10 protein-coding genes are annotated in these 16,052 nt (G+C 61.9%); 5 read left to right on the forward strand and 5 right to left on the reverse strand.

Features of this window, described 5'->3' with window-relative positions; genetic code table 11:
• The first annotated feature begins 19 nt into the window (after positions 1–19).
• The 4 genes from FYJ85_RS20185 to FYJ85_RS20200 all read left to right on the forward strand — a co-directional run bounded on the left by FYJ85_RS20185 (position 20) and on the right by FYJ85_RS20200 (position 4,761).
• Complete coding sequence (locus tag FYJ85_RS20185) at positions 20–763, forward strand: helix-turn-helix domain-containing protein (protein WP_154420523.1); 744 nt, start codon at positions 20–22, stop codon at positions 761–763.
• 3 nt (positions 764–766) lie between these two features.
• A complete protein-coding gene (locus tag FYJ85_RS20190; protein WP_154420524.1) occupies positions 767–2,047 on the forward strand; it encodes a hypothetical protein in 1,281 nt (426 codons plus the stop codon).
• On the forward strand, positions 2,016–3,107 hold the full coding sequence (locus tag FYJ85_RS20195) for a sialidase family protein (protein WP_154420525.1): 1,092 nt from the start codon (positions 2,016–2,018) through the stop codon (positions 3,105–3,107). The genes FYJ85_RS20190 and FYJ85_RS20195 overlap by 32 nt, the downstream gene beginning before the upstream one ends.
• A gap of 103 nt (positions 3,108–3,210) precedes the next feature.
• Positions 3,211–4,761 (forward strand): ArnT family glycosyltransferase, encoded by a 1,551-nt coding sequence (locus FYJ85_RS20200; RefSeq protein ID WP_154420526.1) that lies wholly within the window; start codon positions 3,211–3,213, stop codon positions 4,759–4,761.
• Between the two features lie 124 nt (positions 4,762–4,885).
• On the opposite strand, the gene cysK is transcribed toward FYJ85_RS20200, so the two are convergent.
• Positions 4,886–5,812, reverse strand: coding sequence for a cysteine synthase A (cysK, locus tag FYJ85_RS20205; RefSeq protein WP_106051637.1), 927 nt, complete (start codon positions 5,810–5,812; stop codon positions 4,886–4,888).
• Between the two features lie 373 nt (positions 5,813–6,185).
• On the opposite strand from cysK, the gene FYJ85_RS20210 reads away from it, so the two are divergent.
• The gene (locus FYJ85_RS20210; protein ID WP_154420527.1) at positions 6,186–9,263 is read left to right on the forward strand and encodes an alpha-mannosidase; all 3,078 of its coding nucleotides are present in this window, start codon (positions 6,186–6,188) and stop codon (positions 9,261–9,263) included.
• A 123-nt stretch (positions 9,264–9,386) separates the two neighbouring features.
• On the opposite strand, the gene FYJ85_RS20215 is transcribed toward FYJ85_RS20210, so the two are convergent.
• From FYJ85_RS20215 to FYJ85_RS20230, 4 genes are read right to left on the reverse strand one after another with little or no spacing between them, the layout of a single operon-like run.
• Positions 9,387–10,355 (reverse strand): glycoside hydrolase family 130 protein, encoded by a 969-nt coding sequence (locus tag FYJ85_RS20215; RefSeq protein WP_154420528.1) that lies wholly within the window; start codon positions 10,353–10,355, stop codon positions 9,387–9,389.
• A gap of 2 nt (positions 10,356–10,357) precedes the next feature.
• Positions 10,358–11,089 carry a prepilin-type N-terminal cleavage/methylation domain-containing protein gene (locus FYJ85_RS24245; RefSeq protein ID WP_158703662.1) on the reverse strand — a complete coding sequence of 244 codons (732 nt, stop codon included), beginning with the start codon at positions 11,087–11,089 and terminating at the stop codon, positions 10,358–10,360.
• A gap of 11 nt (positions 11,090–11,100) precedes the next feature.
• A complete protein-coding gene (locus tag FYJ85_RS20225) occupies positions 11,101–14,874 on the reverse strand; it encodes a discoidin domain-containing protein (RefSeq protein WP_154420530.1) in 3,774 nt (1,257 codons plus the stop codon).
• On the reverse strand, positions 14,871–15,908 hold the full coding sequence (locus FYJ85_RS20230) for a LacI family DNA-binding transcriptional regulator (RefSeq protein ID WP_106051623.1): 1,038 nt from the start codon (positions 15,906–15,908) through the stop codon (positions 14,871–14,873). The genes FYJ85_RS20225 and FYJ85_RS20230 overlap by 4 nt, the downstream gene beginning before the upstream one ends.
• Positions 15,909–16,052: the final 144 nt, after the last annotated feature.

Consider the following 16,052-nt stretch of genomic DNA (forward strand, 5'->3'; position numbering starts at 1 on the left):
ACAGGATGAGGTGGATCTCGTGGATGGTTCTGATTTTTACCGGCGGCTGGAAGAGTGGCTCGCATCTCCGCCGCCCCTGACGGTGGTGGCGGAGACGGAGCGTTCCGCGTTGAGAGCCGAGTTCAATCCGCATGTGCATGCGGGGTGGGAGCTGAAGCTGCTCGGCTCCGGGGAGCTCCATTTGGTTCCGCCCGGCGTTGCGCATGAGGCGACCGGCATCTGTCCGCTGAGTCTCGAAGCGGGAGCGGGAGGCATGACCCTTCTGTTCGAGGGGCGGTTTCTGTTTCTCAACCGGCCGGCCGGACCCCGGAATAACTTTCTGCCGGAGCTGTTCGCGCTGCTGGCCCGGATTCCGGCGGAGGAGGAGCGGCTGCGCGGCCAGCTGCTCCGCGCGGCATTCGAGGCGGTGCGGACCCTCGCGCGAAGCTTCGAGTCGGTGCCGGATGCGCCGGAGGACCGGTACACGCTCGCCCTTGACTATCTGAAGCGAAACTATTATAAGCGCGAACTCGGCGTGGAGGATCTGGCCGCCTTCATCGGCGTTACGCCGCAATATCTGAACCGGCTGTTCCGCCGCAACGGCGGCTCGGGCATCCGGCGGCAGCTGATTGCGATCCGGCTCGAAAAGGCGCGCGAACTTCTCGAATCCGGCAACTACCTGGTTTCGGATGCGGCGCGGCTGACCGGCTGGAGCTGTCCGTTCTATTTCTGCAACTCTTTCAAGCGGTATTACGGCGTTCCGCCCGTGTCGGTGAGGGGGTGACTCATGCGCCGCTCTTCCGATTACAATTTCCGGAGGCTCGCGGAGTTTCAAGCTCTGAATGCGGTGGCGATCGCCCTCGGCGCCAACTGGGTCATCACCGATATGATCCTGCTGCGCATGAATTTCGACCTGTCCCGTTTCGGCGTGATCAAGAGCAGCATGTTTCTGCTGCCGGCTCTCGCGTACTGGGTGGCGGCGGGGCTGCTGCGGAAGCTGAACTGCGACCGTCTGGTCTGCCTCTGGTGTTATTTTGCCCGGGCGGTTCTGCCGCTGGCCATGCCGGCCGCCGCTTTGCTCACTGACGACGGCAGGATTCTGTTCGCCGTCTGCCTGATCGTCTTTTCCGGCGGTTATACGTTTGCATTGTTTGCAAACAACAGCCTGCTGGCTATTTACAAAAGTGCGCTGCCGGCGGCGGAGTTCAACCGGCGCGGGGCGATTCTCGCGGCGCTGCCCGGACCGGTGTCGGCGCTGACCGCCCTCGGCGGGGCCTGGCTGCTCGACGGGCTCGACGGCGACGGCTTCTTCCGGCTGCTGCTGATTCTCCAGCTGGCCACGCTGACGGCCGATCTGCCGGCCATGTCGGCGGTCTATCGGGTGCGCATCCCGGAGCGGCCGCGCCGGGAGCCGGTCCGGTTCGGGGCCTGGCTGCGCCCGTTCCGGAATGCGCGTTTCCGACCGCTGCTCGGGTTCGGTTTTCTACATGCGCTGTGGACCGGCCTGCTCTCGACTTATCTCGTGGTTTTTCTGTTGAAAATAAAAAACTTCCCGCCTTTCTGGATTATTCTGCTCGAACTCGGGCTGTCGCTCGCTGCGGCGGCCGGCGCTTCCCGGGCCGGACGGCTGGCCGACCGTTACGGATATGCGGCAACGATGGCCGCCGGATCGGCGGTCATCGCGCTGGCGAGTTTCGGCTGGGCGCTCATGCCTGCGTCGGCGCTGTTTCTGACGCTGTTTCTGTTCCTGGTTTACAACGGCAACAACGGCTTTCTCTCTTTGACGCTGCGCAATCTCGAGGGGAATGCTTCGTCCGGGCTCGCGGAATCCGGCGGCGCGAATCATTATGTGGCCGCGTTCACGCTGGAACAGTCGCTCGGCGGTTTTTCCGGCTGCCTGCTGGCCGGGGGCCTGTTTGCCGTCATGCCGGGGGAGGGGGAGGGCAGATTCCGGAATTATTTCGCGGCATCGGCCCTTCTGACCGTCGCCATGACCGTATTCGCACTTCATTGGAACAGCAATCGGGGAGGAAAACATGTGCTCCAGACGAATCAATGCCGTCCATGAGATCGTATTTGAGGGGAGCCGTCCGTTCGGCTATTTCGGCTGGCCGACGGTGGCGAAGCTGCCGGACGGCACGCTGGCGGCGGCTGCGTCCGGATTCCGCAGCAGTCACATCTGCCCGTTCGGCAGGACCGTGCTTTGGACGAGCGCCGACGAGGGAAGAAGCTGGAGTGGCCCGGTCATCGTGAACGACTCTCCGGTCGACGACCGCGACGCGGGGCTTTGCGCGCTGCCGGACGGGAGTTTGCTGGTGACCCATTTCGGGTCGGATACGCGCATCTACTATCCCGCCGGCGCCGCGATGCCGGACTGTGCTGATTTCCGCCCGGTGCTCGACTCGTGGGAGGACGATATCGTGTCGCGCCATATCGGGAGTTTCCTGCGCCGCCGCATGCCGGACGGCCGGTTCGGGAAACGGATTCCGGTTGCCGCAAGCTCTCCGCACGGTCCGTCCCTGCTGCCGGACGGGTCCCTGATTTACATCGGAACCCGGTTCGGCGTATCGAAGCCGGACGGCACGCTTGAATTCAAAATGGACCGTTTCGGCGGCAGCGGCGTGGTCGTTCTGCGCAGCGCGGATGATGGCGACAACTGGGACGAGCTTGCCGAAATACCGAATCCGCTGCCCGGTACCCGGTTTTGCGAATCGCACGCGCTCGGTCTGCCGGACGGCCGGATTCTCTGCCAGTTGCGGCTCGAGGGCGAGGAGTATTTCTCCGTCTGGCAGAGCGAGTCGGCGGACGGCGGCCGCACCTGGAGTCCCGCCGCCCGGATCGCCGCCGGCAGTCCGCCGCACCTCCTGCTGCACAGTTCGGGGATGCTCGTTTCCTCCTATGGCTGCCGCCGGGACGGCTGCGGCCAGCGTGTCATGCTGAGCAGCGACGGCGGCCGCAGCTGGGAGACCGATTACATCCTCCGCGACGACGGCCCGACGGGCGACCTCGGCTATCCGTCCACGGTCGAGCTGTCGGACGGTTCTTTGTTCACCGTCTACTATCAGCAGCCGGTTCCGGGGGCGCAATGCGCGTTGCTCGCGTCGCGCTGGCGCCTGCCCGGAGCGTGAGACCGGCGTGAATATGAACAAAAAATAATATGATTTTCATATTCCGTTGAATCTCGCGGTGTATATTATATCCGGATAAACCGGATGAGGAGGTTCATAAGGAATGAAGTCATTATTTGCACTGAGCGGGCGTCAGGCGTTTGCGCTGGCGCTTCTGTTCGGGATTCTGATTACGCTTGCGGGGCTGGGTGTCCGCGAACTCGAGAGCGGAGATGAGACCCGGGTGGCCGGCATCGCCGCCGAGATGTATCTCGAGGGGGATTATCTGATTCCGCGGCTGAACGGGGAGCCGTTTCTCGAGTATCCGCCGCTCTATTACTGGAGCGCCGCCGCTTCCTATGCGTGTTTCGGCATAGACGACCGGGCGGCGAAGCTGCCTTCGGCGCTGGCGGCGCTCGGCTGCGGGCTGATCGTCTATCTGTTCGCCCGGAGACTCCGGCTGCCGCCGTGGTGTGCGCTCGGCTGCTGCGTCATGCTGATGACCAGTGCGCAGTTTTTCGGGAACAGCCGGAAGTGCATGGTGGATATGCTGCTCGCCTTCTGCATCCTGCTGGCGGTTTTTGCGTTTTATCTTTGGACGGAGGCCGGAACGATACGGAGGAAGGTTCTCTTTCTGCTTCTTTTTGCCGCCGCCGCGGCCGGCGGGGTCATGACCAAGGGACTGATCGGGCTTGTTCTGCCGGTTGCCGTCCTCGGCTGCTGGCTCGTCGGGCGCGACTGTTTTGCAAGACGTTTCTCGTTCCCGTCTTATGCTGCGCTGGGAGCCGGGACGCTCCTGGCGCTTGCCGCCGTCTCCGTCTGGTATTGGAGACTCTATGTCGCCGGAGGAGCGGACATGCTGCACACGGTGCTGGTTGTCAACAATTTCGGCCGGTTTTCCGGCAGCCAGGGCGACCATTCCGAACCTTTCTACTACTACCTGATTAAGATGCCGAGCCTGTTCTGGCCGTGGCTGCCGCTCGTGCCGTTCGCCGTCTGGCATGCGGTGAAACGCGTCCGCCGGGACGGCGATGCCGGGATGCTGCTGGTGCTCTCTTTCCTGTTCGTTCCGCTGCTGCTGCTGACCGCGGCTTCCGGAAAACGCATTGTTTACCTGCTGCCGCTGTATGCTCCGTGCGCCCTCCTGTGCGGCGTGCTTCTGACGGAGTTGCCGGAGAAGGTTCGGCGTTTTCTGACCCGGTACGGCGGCCGACCCGCGGTATGGCGCACGGCGGTTGTGCTTCTCTGCATCACCGCCGCCGTATTCATTGTCATTTCGGAGGGGTGGAGCTTCTGCTATCCGTTGCTGGCGGCGGCGTTTCTTCTGGCGGCGTGGTTTTCTCCGCGCAGCGTGCGGCGCGTCTGGCTGACCGGTGCGGCATGGGCGTTTTTCTTTGTCGCGATCGATACCGCTTCGGCGCCGTTTCTGAATCGGGAAAATTCTCTTCGTCCGATGTTCGAGGTGTGCCGGGCGATGGAGCGCTCCGGCCGCGAAACCGTTCTTCTCTCCGCCCCGGAGCGGACGCGCGGCGCCGCTTATTTCTATTTGAGACGTAATGTCCGGGAGATCCGGCGGGACGAGACGCCGTCGGCCGATGCCGTTCTGATTACCCGTTCAAAATCGGGCCGTGCGGAAGGCAAGCCGTTTGCGGATCATCACTGGCTGATTCCGTAGAAGGCTCACAGGGAGGAAAGGATTTCCCTCCCTGCTGCGTTCATTCCCGGAACTGGCGTGAAGCCCGTTTGGCGGGAGTCGGAATTCTGTTTATCCGGCCTAAGAGCTTATTCAGGGATAAACTCTAAATGTTTTCGAAAAGCCAGGTCGACAGGTAGCGTTCGCCGGAATCCGGCAGCAGGACGACGAGGGTTTTTCCGCGCCATTCGGGCTGCCGGCTCATTTCGAGGGCGGCGGCGAGCGCCGCGCCGGAGGAGATGCCGATCAGGAGTCCTTCGCTTTTCGCGCACTCCCGGGCAACTTCCCCGGCTTTTTCCGCGCTGACCGTGACGACTCTGTCGATCAGCTTGCGGTCGAGCACATCCGGCACGAAGCCGGCGCCGATTCCCTGAATTTTGTGCGGTCCCGCCGGACGGCCGGAGAGGACCGCCGAGGTGTCCGGTTCGACTGCGATGAGTTTGACGGCCGGATTGCGCTCCTTCAGATAGCTGCCGACTCCGGTGATGGTCCCGCCCGTGCCGACTCCGGCGATGAACGCGTCGATTTTTCCATCGGCATCAGCCCAGATCTCCGGTCCGGTCGTCGCCTTGTGGACTGCCGGATTCGCGGGGTTGGCGAATTGCTGCGGGATGAAGCTGCCGGGATTCGCATCGCGGATCTCCTCCGCTTTGGCGATGGCCCCCTTCATGCCGAGCGCGCCGTCGGTCAGCACGACCTCCGCGCCGTAGGCCGCGAGGAGCTTGCGCCGTTCGATGCTCATGGTGTCCGGCATGGTCAGGATCAGCCGGTATCCTTTGACCGCCGCCGCGAGGGCGAGCCCGATCCCGGTGTTGCCGCTGGTCGGTTCGACGATGAGGCTGCCGGGCTTCAGGAGCCCGCGTTTTTCGGCGTCCGCGATCATTGCGAGGCCGACGCGGTCCTTCACGCTGCCGCCGGGATTGGCGGATTCGACTTTTACGAGAATTTCCGCGTTGCCGCGGTTGAGCTTGTTGATCCGCACGAGCGGCGTATGTCCGATCAGTTCGGCGGCGTTGTTTGCGATGTGCCCCATCTTCTCACCCTCCTTGAATCGTGGAATGCTGTTCGGGAAATATTCTAATATACCGCATCCCCGCCGCTTTTACAACCCGGAGCCGTATCCTTGCGCCGTCGGCCGGCAGACAGGAGCCCTTCCGGCGCGGTATGGCCGGATCGAGGTCCTGAAGGAAACCGGATCTGCCGGTGATGCAGCAGTCCGCAATCACCCGGACCGCGTTTTTTTTCGCCGGGGAAAGGGGGCGGCCAATTCTTCCCGGTTGCGCATTGCCGCTTTCGCTTTGCGTTTTTTCGCTGTTTCCGGGGATTGTATTTTTTCGAAGCGATGATATGTTATAAATACAAATGCAATCGGTTGTATTTTTGTGTTTCAAGGAAAGGAAAGTCGGATGCGACAGGAAGAAATGAAGCTGTATCTGGATCGCTGCCGCCGTTTTCTGCGGCGCTGCGAACCCGATCTTTTGTCTGAGACGATCATTCCGGCGGCGGAGTTCGCCCGTACCGCCGAGCCGGTTCGCTGGGAGGAGCGCGAAACACTCGAGTACCGGCCGATCGATGTCGGCGGCGACTGGGGCGAGGCATGGGACAGCGCCTGGTTCCGGCTGAAGGCGCAGCTGCCGGAGTCGTGGAAGGACCGTCCCGTCGCCCTCCAGTTGAACCTCTCCGGCGAAAGCCTGATCTTCGACGCCGACGGGCTTCCGCTCTGCGCGACGACCGGCAACAGCCTCTTCAATACGCACTACACGAAGGAGTTCTTCCAGGTTCCGGAGTCGCTGCGCAGGGGCGGCGCCGTCGACCTCTGGATCGAAGCGGCCGCGAATTCGATCTTCGGCGTCTATATGGATGAGGAGCCGCACCGGCTCATCGAGAAGCCGGCGGGGTATTTCCCGGGCAAGGTCAAGGTCATGCGGATCGGTTTGTTCAATACCGAGCTCTGGCATTTGCGCATTGAGATGGAACTGCTTCTGAATTACTACGATACGCTTCCCGAAAACGATTACCGCCGCCGCAGGCTTCTCGCGGCCATGAACGAGACGGTCAATCTCTATGCCGACGATCCGGCCAATGCCGCGAAGGCCCGTGAACCGCTCGCGAAGATGCTGGCGCTGCCGGCGCTCGCGTCGGCGCTGAAGGTCAGCGCGGTCGGGCACGCCCATATCGACACAGGCTGGCTCTGGCCGGTCCGGGAGACGGTCCGCAAGTGTGCGCGCACCTTCGCCAACCAGCTCGATATGATGGATAAATATCCGGGCTATGTGTTCGGCGCCTCGCAGCCGCAGCACTATGCGTTTGTGAAGGAGCACTACCCGAAGCTTTACGAGAAGATCAAGCAGCGCATCGCCGAAGGCCGCTGGGAGCTGCAGGGCGGCATGTGGGTCGAGGCCGACTGCAATTTGATCTCCGGCGAGTCGATGGTCCGCCAGTTCCTGCACGGCAAGAACTTCTACATGGACGAATTCGGGTTCGACGTGAAGAATCTGTGGATTCCGGACGTATTCGGTTACTCGGCGGCCCTGCCGCAGATCATCCGCAAGTCCGGCTGCGACTTCTTCCTGACCCAGAAAATTTCGTGGAACCAGTTCAACCGCTTCCCGCACAACACCTTCTTCTGGGAGGGCATCGACGGCAGCGAAGTGTTGACCCACTTCCCGCCGGAGGACACCTATAACGCGTTCGTCGTCCCGGAGGAGCTGGTTGCGGCGCAGAACCGCTTCAAGGAGTCCGACCTGCTCGATGAGTTCATCAGCCTCTTCGGCATCGGCGACGGCGGCGGCGGCCCGAAGGAGGAGCATATCGAGCGGGCGCTGCTGCTCGGAAACATGGAAGGCATGCCGAAGGTCAGCTTCGGGCGGGCCGACAAGTTCTTCGAACGGCTGGCCGCGAGCGATGCGGTCAGGAACCGCAAGCTCTGCCGCTGGGTCGGCGAGCTTTATCTCGAGATGCACCGCGGCACGCTGACCACCCAGTCGCGCACGAAGCGCAACAACCGCAAGCTTGAGCAGCTTCTGGCGGCGACCGAATTCCTCTGCTCGATGGCGCCGCGGGCCGACTATCCGGCCGAAGAGCTTGACAAAGCGTGGAAAACGCTTCTCATCAATCAGTTCCATGATATCATCCCGGGTTCCTCGATCCGCAAGGTCTACGAGGTGACCGAGAAGGAACATGCGGCGCTGTTCGAGCTCTGCGAACGGCTGATCCGCCGCGCCGGAGAAGCCGTGACCGTGCCGGAGGCCGATGCGCTGACGCTCGTCAATACGGTTTCGACGCCGTATACGAATGTGATCGATCTGCCGGCCGGATGGGAGGATTGTGAAGTCATCGATTCCGAAGGCAATGCGGTCGAAGTACAGGGGCTCCGGGCGCTCGGGACGGTTCCGGCCTCCGGTGTTGCCGTCTGGAAACGCGGGAAGAAGCTGTCGCCGCAGGTGCTTGAGAACGGCAGCCTGATCCTCGAAAACACGCTGATCCGCTATGAGTTCGATGCGCGCGGCGAGCTTGTCCGCGCTTTCGACAAGGAGACCGGGCGCGAAACGCTGCGTCCCGGCGAGAACGGCAACGTGTTCAATCTCTATGTCGACCGCCCGAACACCTTCGAAGCGTGGGACGTCGATGTTTTCTACGATCAGGAGCAGCGGACCGGCGCCGAACTCGTGTCGCATTCGAAGGTCGCGGCCGGCCCGGTTGAGTCGACCATGTCGTTCGAGTGGAAGATCGGCGAAGCTTCGCTTATCCGCCAGAAGGTCCGGCTGGCCGTCAATTCGAAGCGGCTCGACTTTGTGACCGAGGTGGACTGGCATGAGAGCCGCCGGATGCTGCGGGTCAACTTCCCGGTTGCTGTGCAGACCTCCGAGGCCGCGTTCGAGATCCAGTACGGCTATGCGAAGCGGCCGACCCACGGCAATACGAGCTGGGATATGGCGAAGTTCGAGGTGGTCGGCCACCGGTACGTCGACTTCTCCGCGTCGAATTACGGCGCGGCGCTGCTGACCGACTGCAAATACGGCTACCGGACGAACCAGGGGAACCTCGATCTGTGTCTGCTGCGTTCTCCGAAATATCCGGATTGGGAAGCTGACCAGGGCAGGCAGGTTTTCACCTATGCCTATCTGCCGCATACCGGCAGCCTGACCGAGTCGAACGTCTGGAGCGAGGCCGTGCAGCTGAACCGGGCGCCGATTCTGCTTCCCGGCCGCGCCGCAAAGGTTGCCGCTCCGTTCTCGGTTTCCGGCGGAAGTGTTTCGCTCGAAGTCGTCAAGAAAGCCGAGAAGAGCGACGATCTCGTGATCCGCCTCGTCGAAACGGCCGGCAGCGCAACCGCCGCGACGCTTCGCACGACGCTCAGCGGTGTGAAGCTGGTCGAAACAAACCTGATCGAATGGGAGGAGCTCGGCAGTTTTGAATTCCGTGGAGACGCGGTCGAACTCGAGTTCAAGCCGTTCGAAATCCGCACGTTCAAGGTTCGCTGACCATTGACGGCGGACGGGGAGAGTGGGGGAGGCGCCTGGTTCTCCCCCGTCTCCTTCTTCCCGGCGCGGGCGTTCCGCCGGCCGGGAAGCGGTTCCTCCCTTTGAACATGGAGAAAGGGAAGTTCAGAGAAGACGGGCGATGACTTCATCGGCGCGGCAGAAGGCGAGGCCGGTGACCGAGTCGGCGCAGCCGTAGTAGAGCGCGATGCGTCCGGTGGGGGCGTCGCATAGGGCGGCGCACGGGAAGGTTACGTTCGGAACATCGCCGACACACTCGTAGAGTTCGCGCGGGGCGAGCAGGTACTCCTTTGAGCGTGCAAGTACCTTCCACGGTTCTTCGCGGTCGAGCAGCGCGGCGCCGAAGCTGTAAACGAAACCGTTGCAGCTGGTCAAAACGCCGTGATAGAAGAGCAGCCACCCTTCACTGGTTTCGATCGGGATCGGGCCGGCGCCGATTTTGGTTGCCTGCCAGCCGTCGGTGGCCGACATGACGTGACGGTGATAGCCCCAGTGCCGGAGATCCGGACTTTCGCAGTAGAAGATATCTCCGAACGGCGTGTGCCCGTTGTCGCTCGGACGGTTCAGCATCGCATATTTCCCGCCGATCTTGCGCGGGAACAGGACGCCGTTGCGGTTGAACGGCGGAAATGCGTTCGGCAGCTGATGGAACTCCTTGAAATCAAAGGTGTACCCGAGCCCGATGGTCGGCCCGTTCACGCAGTTGCACCAGATGACGTACCAGCGGTCCTCAAGCCAGAGAACGCGCGGATCGTATCCTTGCGTGAAGCTCCCCGCCGACGGGCATTCCGGGAGGAAGCGGATCGGTTCCGGCGTGAGCTCCCAGTCGATGCCGTCTTTGCTGAAACCGGTGTGCAGCTGCATGTAGCGGCGGCGGTCGTCGGCGCGGAAAACGCCGGCGAACCCGTCCCGGAACGGTACGACTGCGCTGTTGAACACACTGTTCGAGGTCGGCGTCGCGTCGCGGCCGATGACCGGGTTGCCGCTGTACCGCCAGACGGTTTCACGCGAGCCGGCCGGACGCTCCTGCCACGGGATCGAGGGGAGGGCGGGCGCGAAGATTTCAATACTCATGATCAATCGTTTCCTGTATGCTTGTAATAGGCGATGGACTCGGGTTTTCCGTCGCTTTTCAGCAGACGTTCCTTATAAGCCGCCGCGTTGTGCGATTTGACATGCCCGTCCAGGTAGCAGACATTGCCTCCCTGTCCGTGACGGATATAGCCGTTGGCCGGATTGACCGAACCGCTGTTATAGTAGACGATGTCATTGCGGATATCGCAGATCGCCATAACGGAGCCCGGACTGGGAACCGCGCTGATTTTACGCGGAATCGAATGCTGGATCGCGCCGCTTCCGTCGATGGCGGTCATGAGTCCCGCATTGGCTTCGCCGTTGACGGCTTTGTTGAAGGCGTTGAACCCGTATCCCCTGGACCACCACGAGTAATCGTTTTCCCCGTATTTTTCGTTGTTGGACGGGCAGCTGTAGGTGGAGGGGCGGAACCGGTTCGGATCGTTTGTGCTCCTCTGCTGGTAAAGAATGCCGAGAAGCCGCGCATAATTGTGATTCCAGTTGGTGCCGCCCTGACCGGGCGGCAGGGTTTTCGTCTTGGCCGGAACAATGTAGCCCTGATAGTCATTGATGTACATCGTGACTTCGGTCCCCTGTTGCTTCAGGTTGTTGACGCAGGCGATGTTTTTGCCGCGTTCACGCGCCTGCTGGAGTGCCGGCAGCAGCATCGCGGCGAGGATGGCGATGATCGCGATCACCACGAGAAGCTCGATCAAAGTGAATTGTTTTTTCATAACGGCTTCCTTTATTGTTTGAGGGTTGAAAACGTCCATTTCAGATCACCGGTCCAGCTTTGGCCCGGAGCGAGCTTCAGATCCCTGCTGCTCTCCATTTCGAAGTTGCAGCAGCCGATGCCGAACCAGAGGCGCGGCTTGCGGAATTCGTCAAGGGAGAAATCCTGGCGGATCCGGTAATGTTTCGACGGGCTGGTCAGCAGCCAGTAACCATCGGAGAATTCCGGTGTCGTCCGGTCGCCGAGACCGGTCCAGTACGGAATTTCGAGCTCTTTGCCGCCGATCGGCAGCGTCAGCAGATCGGAGTGGCTGACCGCTTCGCCTCCGACCGTGTATTCCGGGTGCATGTACCACGAGCAGGCCAGCTCCCGGCTGCTGCGGCTGTCAAGCCGGACTTTCAGGTCGAGAACACCGTTTCCCTTCAGGGTCAATGTCTTGACTGCTGCGAGATTGCCGGGGTTTTCGGCCGACATTTCAATGCCGTCCGGCAGGAGCCGGACTTTGTACGGCGTATTGCGGCCGATGCCGCTGCCGTTCGGCGCCCTGACTTCATCCCAGATGCAGTAGTAGAACGCGATGTTGTGCAGTCCGCCGAGGCGGTCGTACGGGACGGTGATCTGGTTGGCGCCGGTCCGCCGGTCGAAAATCTCGAGGATGCGTCCGCCGCGCTGCGGATCGACGGTGACTTCAAGCGTGTCGTCAGAGAGCACATAAACGTCGTTTTGATAACCGTACATCTTTCCCGTCGTCACGCCGGGCTTCTCCGCGAGGCGGCGGACGAAGAGCGTGGTCTTGTCGGAACGGCTTTCGTACTTTCCCTCATAGTTGATCGCAAGTTCGTAACGGTCGAGAATCAGCCCGGCCGGGGCCGGTACCGCCAGCACGGCGCGTTCGCTTTGGCCGGGGGCGAGCTTCACGGTTTTCGAGGCGAGCGCCTTTCCCTCCGGAGTTTCGAGCGAAAGGTGAACCTCGAGCGTTTCGGCGGTCGGATTTGTGAGCGTCGCTCCGATTTCGGACTTCCGGCCCGGCCCGGTCACCACGACCGGAGAGTCGGGCTTGAGACCGACGCGGTCGGAGGCGGTTTTTTCTTCGACCGCGACCGTTTTCACCAGCTCCGCCGGAGCGGCGCTTTCGAGATAGACCGGGGCGGGGCCGAAGACCGTGCGGAAAGAGCCGTCCGGCGCGGTCCGGATCTCCTTTTTTTCACCTGTCATCGAAACGACGGTGACGGTTCCCGGCCGGGTGCGGAAGGTTCCGGCCATTTCGGAAGCGCCGTTCCAGACGACGGTGACGAAACGGTCCGTTTCCGGATTCCGGTAGACGTAACCGTAATTCACCTCATCGGAACCCTTCATTGGGAAATCGTAAACGCATTTTCCGAGTTCGCGGCCGAGCACCTGGCTGGCGTAGTAAGCCGGTTTCTTCTGCCCTTTGTAATCGAGCATGCCGAAGGAGTGTTCGGTGTAGTTCGGGTCCTCGCCTTCGTCCCAGAAACTGTAGACGAAGACGCGGCGGAAACCGAGCACGTGCTGGATGATGAGTCCGCGCACGAGGAACGCGGCCTTGCGTTCCGGCGTCATCTCCCCGACCGGATTGGCGACGTTGCAGTCGGTGTAGCCGAATTCGGTCGTGATCATCGGTTTGCCGGCGTCGCCGTACTTCGCCATGATCTCCCGGACTTTCGCGATGCGTTCGAAAAGTCCTTCGGGGCTGCCGGACGGATAGCCGGGCGGATAGACGAAGTCGGCCGTGTTGCCGAGGTAGTTGTGAATGTCGAGCACGTCGAAATGCTCTTTTGCTCCCGCCGCGTAGAACTTCTCGAGAAAGTCGAGCGAACGGCCGTCGAGGCAGACGGTCGGAGCATAAAGCAGCGCGTGCGGCACATCCGCCTTCAGCTCCCGGTTGATGTCGGCGACGCGCTTTGCATAGTCGGCCCCCCGGATGCCGTGCAGGTGCGGCTCGTTACCCGCTCCGTAGAGGTGGACGCCCATCCGGCCGCCGTTGGCATAATTGCGCTTGCCGGAGAAGGTCGTCGCCGCGATGCCGCGCTCGTAGAGCATTTTGAGGATTTCCGGGTAGCTCTCCCACCAGCGGATCGTTTTGAACGGCGTTTCGGCCAGCAGATCGAGCGCAACGGTTTCCCATTCGCGGGTGCGCTTGGCATGACGCGCTCCGCCGCCGCCCCAGAAGTGATTGATGGCCAGCATGTCGCCGAAGGTTTTCACGTCGATCGGTCCCGGCGCCGTCCAGGTGAACGGCTTGACGACCGGGTATTCGCCGTCGTCGTAAACCGCCGTCACGCCGTAGCTGCCGGTCTCTCCGGGCGTCAGCGGATAGACGACGGTTCTGACGGTCGCGGCCGGATATTCGCCGATCCGTTCGACGCCTTCTTCGGTGATTTTCGAAAACGGTTTCTGCGAGCGGTAGACCCGGTAACTTTTCACCTGCGAGGCTGAGCCGAAGCCGCTCCAGTCGAGCGTCAGGGCGCTTGAGCCGATGCCGCTTCCCGTCACGGCGACTTCGGGACGCTGGTTCTCGGGCAGGTAGGCGGTCCGGTCAGCTCCCTGCGGCAGCCGGTCGCCCCAGACCGCGACCTCGGAGAGGATCATCTGCATGCGGGCCGGATGCTTTTTGACCCGGAACCGGACATAGCGCGCCGCCGCCGGTTTTTCGAGTTTGAGTTCGACCGGTTCACCAAGTTTTTCAGCTTGGTTCAGAAGCCCTTCCGGGCAGTTTATGCTGCCGACCGAAACGAATTTCGCCCCGTCCGCCGACAGCAGAAGCTCGAAGGTCTCGAAGCCCTGCGTTTTCGTCTGCTGCGACCAGATTGCCGCGCGGGTGATGAGATAGGTGTCCTTCAGGTCGAGCGTGAAGGTTGCATAGTACTGGCCGCCCCAGTTGCCGAACGCCTGGCAGTTCCCGTCGGTGCCGCGCCGTCCGTCGAGCAGGACGCGGCAGGTGCCGTCCGGACGCGAACCGGTCTTCAGCATCTCTTCGGACTTCGTCGCATATGGCCCGTCTGTGACCCAGCTGAGTGTCGCGCCGGTGGCGAGAGCCGCTTCTCCGGCCGGGAAGGTGTTGCCGGCCGGGTTGCCGCTCAGCCGTTTTTCGCTGATCTTCACATCCGGGGCGACCGGAACGGCAATCGCTTCAGCCGCCTGCGCGCTTCCGGCCTCGTTGCCCCAGACCGCAACTTCGCTGATGACCTGCTGCGGGGAACCGTCGCGCACCTTGACCCGGAACTGCACATACTGCGCCGTGACCGGTTCGGAGAATGGGAGTTCGAGCGGAATGCCGAGCTTATTCGCTTCGCTCGACAGCCCGTCCGCGAATGCGCCGGAGGCGGCCGGAACGAAGGTTTTGCCGTCTGAGCTCACGAGGATTTCGACATCGCCGGATTTCTGGGTTTTATTGAACTGCGCCCAGACCGCCGCCCGGGTCAGGCCGTACGGCTTTTTGAGGTCGATCACAAAACTTTCAAAACGGGTCTTCGGCTGCCAGGAGCCGAATCCCTGACAGTCGCCCTCCGGTCCGCGCCGCCCGTCCAGCAGCGCCCGGAAGGTCCCGTCGGGCCGGGCCGCGGTTTTGGCGAATTCCGGGCTGGAGGCGAATGCCCCGTCCGTGACGACCGACAGGGTCGCCCCGGTTTTCAGGCGCGGTTCGCCGGCGGGGAAGGTGTTCGAACCCCAGCCCGGACGTTCGTTGTCGGTCAGCAGGAAGTCTGCCGCGCCGAGAGCGGTTCCGAACAGAAGCGCTCCGGCAGTCAGGTATGCGGATGGTCTCATTGTTTTTTCTCCCCGGTTATATTCATGACGGAATCGCGAACGATCAGTTTTGTATCCAGCGTTTCGCAGGGCAGACCGGCACGCTGGTTCTTCAGCAGTTCATCGAGGTACTTGACCGCGCGGTAGCCGAACTCGGTCAGCGGCTGCCGGACCGTGGTCAGCGCCGGGTGCAGGTAGCGGCCGTACGGAATATCGTCGAAGCCGATGATCGAGATGTCCTCCGGCACGCGCAGATTCGCATCCCAGCAGGCCTTGACCGCGCCGACCGCCATTTCGTCGTTCGTGCAGAAGACCGCGGTGATTTCCGGACAGGTCAGCAGGAGCTGCGTGCACTGGTTGTAACCGGCCTCGGTGGTCTCGGGCGTCGGCTGGTGCGGGATGATCCAGCCGGATTTGCGGTCCGGGCTGATCTTCGCCATGACGTCCAGGTAGCCCTGCAGCCGCTGCTGGTGGTTCTCGCTGTTCTCGAGCGCGTTGCAGAGAAAGCCGATCTTCGTGTGTCCGCATTCGGCGAGATACTCCATCGCCTTGACGGCGCCGGTGTAGGATTCGTTGTTCAGGAAGCCCATTTTCGGGGCGTTCGTGCTGCCGTTGACCAGCATGACCGGAATCTCCGATTCGATGAGCTGCGGCAGCTGGTCGGTGACCCGTTCCGGCGGGAACAGCACGACCGCGTCGCAGCGACGTTCGCGGATCAGCTGCAGCAGAGGCTTCGCATCGGGGGTGATCCGGTAGAAAATCACCGTGACGTCGAGCAACCCGCCGTCGCTGTAATCGGCCACGCCGTCGAGCACCTGCGAGATATACTCGTTCACGAGCGAGGTGTCCATGACGACGATGACGCCGATGTTGATCCGCCGCTCGCTCCCCTTGGTCGGCGCAAAGTTGAACTTCTCGACTACCGCCGAGACTTTGCGGCGCATCGCTTCGCTCACATCGGTCCGGTTGTTGATGACCCGCGACACGGTGGCGAGCGAAACGCCCGCCTCTTCCGCCACGAGTTTGATGTTGATCTCTTTCTTATGTCTGGCCATGATTCCGGGCGACCCCCTGTTGATTTATTTTCGTAAATTAATTATGATACAGAATCGTCAAAAAAGCAAGTGTGAAAAAATTTATTTTCGAAAAAAAATAAAGAATCGTTATTTTATTGATTGTGCTTGACTTTATCATCAATT

The organism is Victivallis lenta (assembly GCF_009695545.1).
Taxonomy (GTDB): domain Bacteria; phylum Verrucomicrobiota; class Lentisphaeria; order Victivallales; family Victivallaceae; genus Victivallis; species Victivallis lenta.

Bases quoted from the DNA above. Each gene is read 5' to 3' on its own strand.
- FYJ85_RS20210 (WP_154420527.1), top strand. From the start codon at position 6,186: ATGCGACAGGAAGAAATGAAGCTGTATCTGGATCGCTGCCGCCGTTTT.
- FYJ85_RS20195 (WP_154420525.1), top strand. From the start codon at position 2,016: ATGTGCTCCAGACGAATCAATGCCGTCCATGAGATCGTATTTGAGGGG.
- cysK (WP_106051637.1), bottom strand. From the start codon at position 5,812: ATGGGGCACATCGCAAACAACGCCGCCGAACTGATCGGACATACGCCG.
- FYJ85_RS20190 (WP_154420524.1), top strand. From the start codon at position 767: ATGCGCCGCTCTTCCGATTACAATTTCCGGAGGCTCGCGGAGTTTCAA.
- FYJ85_RS24245 (WP_158703662.1), bottom strand. From the start codon at position 11,089: ATGAAAAAACAATTCACTTTGATCGAGCTTCTCGTGGTGATCGCGATC.
- FYJ85_RS20225 (WP_154420530.1), bottom strand. From the start codon at position 14,874: ATGAGACCATCCGCATACCTGACTGCCGGAGCGCTTCTGTTCGGAACC.
- FYJ85_RS20200 (WP_154420526.1), top strand. From the start codon at position 3,211: ATGAAGTCATTATTTGCACTGAGCGGGCGTCAGGCGTTTGCGCTGGCG.
- FYJ85_RS20230 (WP_106051623.1), bottom strand. From the start codon at position 15,908: ATGGCCAGACATAAGAAAGAGATCAACATCAAACTCGTGGCGGAAGAG.
- FYJ85_RS20215 (WP_154420528.1), bottom strand. From the start codon at position 10,355: ATGAGTATTGAAATCTTCGCGCCCGCCCTCCCCTCGATCCCGTGGCAG.